The organism is Pseudomonadota bacterium (assembly GCA_022361155.1).
Classification (GTDB): Bacteria; Myxococcota_A; Polyangia; order Polyangiales; family JAKSBK01; genus JAKSBK01.
Map to the genome: position 1 here is coordinate 1 of JAKSBK010000223.1, position 2,238 is coordinate 2,238.

A 2,238-nucleotide genomic window follows, 5' to 3' on the forward strand; every position below is an offset into this window, starting at 1 on the left:
CCGGGCGAGCGGCAGGCCGGCGGCCGCCTGGATGTGGAGCTGCGGCTGGTAGGTGACCGCGAGATCGGCCTGGCCGGCGGCCACCAGCTTGGGCGGATCGTTGGGGTCGGCCGGCTCGATCAGCTCGACCTCCAGGCCGGCGTCGCGGAAGAAGCCCTTCTGCTGGGCCACGATCAGCGTCGCGTGGTCGGGGTTGACGAACCAGTCCAGGATCACGGTCAGCTTCTCGGCCGCGTGGGCCGGGCCGGCGAGAGCGAGAGCTAGGACGGCTAGAAACGAGAAACGGAAGAGCTTGGCCATGTTCGGTGTCCGATGCGCGTTGCCGGAATGGGAATCGCAGAAATGGGAACCGGGCAGCGGCTCGGACGCGAAGATGTTTGAAGCATGGCGGCAGCTCCACTCCCTGCGCCGGCATTACCCGGATCAGGTTCGAAGGGTCACTGCCTGGCCGACCGTCGGCCGCAGTATCTCAGCCCCGCATGGGGCACCCCCAGGAACGCGGCAATCGTGCGCCGTCCGTCCGCCGCCGTCAAGCGGCACTCCGTTTTGGGTGACGTACGGAATTATGTGTCAACGGTAGGAAAGGGGTGCTTCCCTGTGGTTCGACCAAGAGCCAGCAAGGAGCACCCCGATGCCACAGCGTGCTGCGACGATCGAGAGTTTACCGATGGCCTTCGAGCTGGTGAAGGCGATGCAGGGAGAAGGCCTGGAATGGGGCGAGGGCTATCGGCCGTTGGGCCGCCGGGCCTTGGCCGAGATCATCGAGGGACAGATGGCCCACGCGGTCGACCGCTGGCTTGAGGCGCTGCCGGCGGATGCGCCGGCGGACCGGCGCAACGGCTTCTACCGGCGCTGGCTGTTGAGCGAGCTCGGGCCGATCGAGCTCTCGGTGCCGCGCAGCCGGCGCTATTGTCCGGTCGAAGTGCTCAAGGCCTATGCCCGCCGCTCGACCGAGATCGACCGCATGATCCTGGCCGGCTTCGTGCTCGGGTTGTCGACCCGCAAGGTCGGCGAGGTCTTGCTGGCGCTCCTGGGCCGGTCGGTCAGCGCCGCCACGGTGAGCCAGGTGGCCAAGACGCTGGACCAGGCGGTCGCCGGCTTCCACGCCCGGCCCTTGACGAACCGCTACCGGGCGCTCCTGCTCGACGGCGTGGTGCTGGCCCGCAAGACCGGGGCCGGCGCCATCCGCCGGCCGGTGCTGGTGGCGCTCGGGCTGACCTTCGAGGGCCGGCGCGAGATCATCGACTTCCGCCTGGCGAAGAGCGAGAGCGCCGCCGAATGGGAGCTGTTCCTCACCGACCTCTACCGCCGCGGCCTCACCGGCGAGGGGATACAGATGGTCTGCGTCGACGGCGGCGCCGGCCTGCTCGCCGCCCTGCCGGTGGTCCATCCCCACCTGCCGGTGCAGCGCTGCTGGGCGCACAAGATCAGGAACCTCCTGGACAAGGTGAAGAAAGCAGACCATGACGAACTCAAGCGCGGCCTGCACGACATCATGAACGCCGACACCCGGCCCCAGGCGCAGAGTGCGGCCCGGCGCTTCGCCGAGCGCTGGCAGTCCGATTATCCAAAAGTCGTGGCCAGCTTGCGCGAGGATCTCGAAGAGCTGCTGACCTGCTTGCGCTACCGCGATCCCAAACTCCGCAAGGCCGTCAGGACCACCAACGCCATCGAGCGCCGCTTCCGCGAAGTCCGACGACGCACCAGGCCCATGGGCACCTTCCAGGACCGAACCTCAATGGATCGCATCCTCTACGCCGTCTTCACCCACGAAAACAAAATGCAGGGCCTCAACACCCCTTTCCTGCTGACACATAACACTTGACGTTACCTCACTTCGTGCACAACGACATGATGATCGGTCGCGTTCCGGTCCGACAAGGTTTGCGTAGTGTATATCAGACCCGTTCGGGACACCGTCCAGGTAGGCGAGCGTGGTTACAGCTCCCATTTGACCCCTATCGACATAGAGCTGGTTACACGCGATTGGCTATTCCTCGGACAAGGACATTCTTGAAATCTTCGGCTTGGCTGAAGAAATCAAAGCCACAAAGACCAATCTCAAAAAGTGCGTTGGTCGTAAACTCGCAGCCAGGATCCTCAAGACTTGGGACGAGGATTTCGTGGATGAAGATACTGGAGAAGTGATTACCATCACGCGTAACGAGGTCCTCTTGGAGCGTGATCACATTCTGCAGAAGGAAGACATGGAGGTGGTGCTCGAATCAGGAGCCAAAA

2 protein-coding genes, 1 pseudogene and 1 riboswitch are annotated in these 2,238 nt (G+C 64.4%); of the genes and pseudogenes, 2 read left to right on the forward strand and 1 reads right to left on the reverse strand.

The window, feature by feature from the left end; translation table 11 throughout:
- A partial coding sequence (locus MJD61_08585) for an ABC transporter substrate-binding protein (GenBank protein ID MCG8555329.1) occupies positions 1–300 on the reverse strand: 300 nt, incomplete at its 3' end.
- Positions 301–382: 82 nt separating this feature from the next.
- A riboswitch (TPP riboswitch) is annotated at positions 383–502 on the reverse strand.
- A gap of 129 nt (positions 503–631) precedes the next feature.
- Between MJD61_08585 and MJD61_08590 the strand changes: the two genes are divergently transcribed.
- Positions 632–1,825, forward strand: a complete 1,194-nt coding sequence (locus tag MJD61_08590) for an IS256 family transposase (protein ID MCG8555330.1) — start codon at positions 632–634, stop codon at positions 1,823–1,825.
- Positions 1,826–1,955: 130 nt separating this feature from the next.
- A pseudogene (locus MJD61_08595) lies at positions 1,956–2,238 on the forward strand (hypothetical protein).

What these genes read in the sequence shown, in the direction of transcription:
- MJD61_08590 (MCG8555330.1), top strand. Translation starts at nt 632, where the DNA reads ATGCCACAGCGTGCTGCGACGATCGAGAGTTTACCGATGGCCTTCGAG.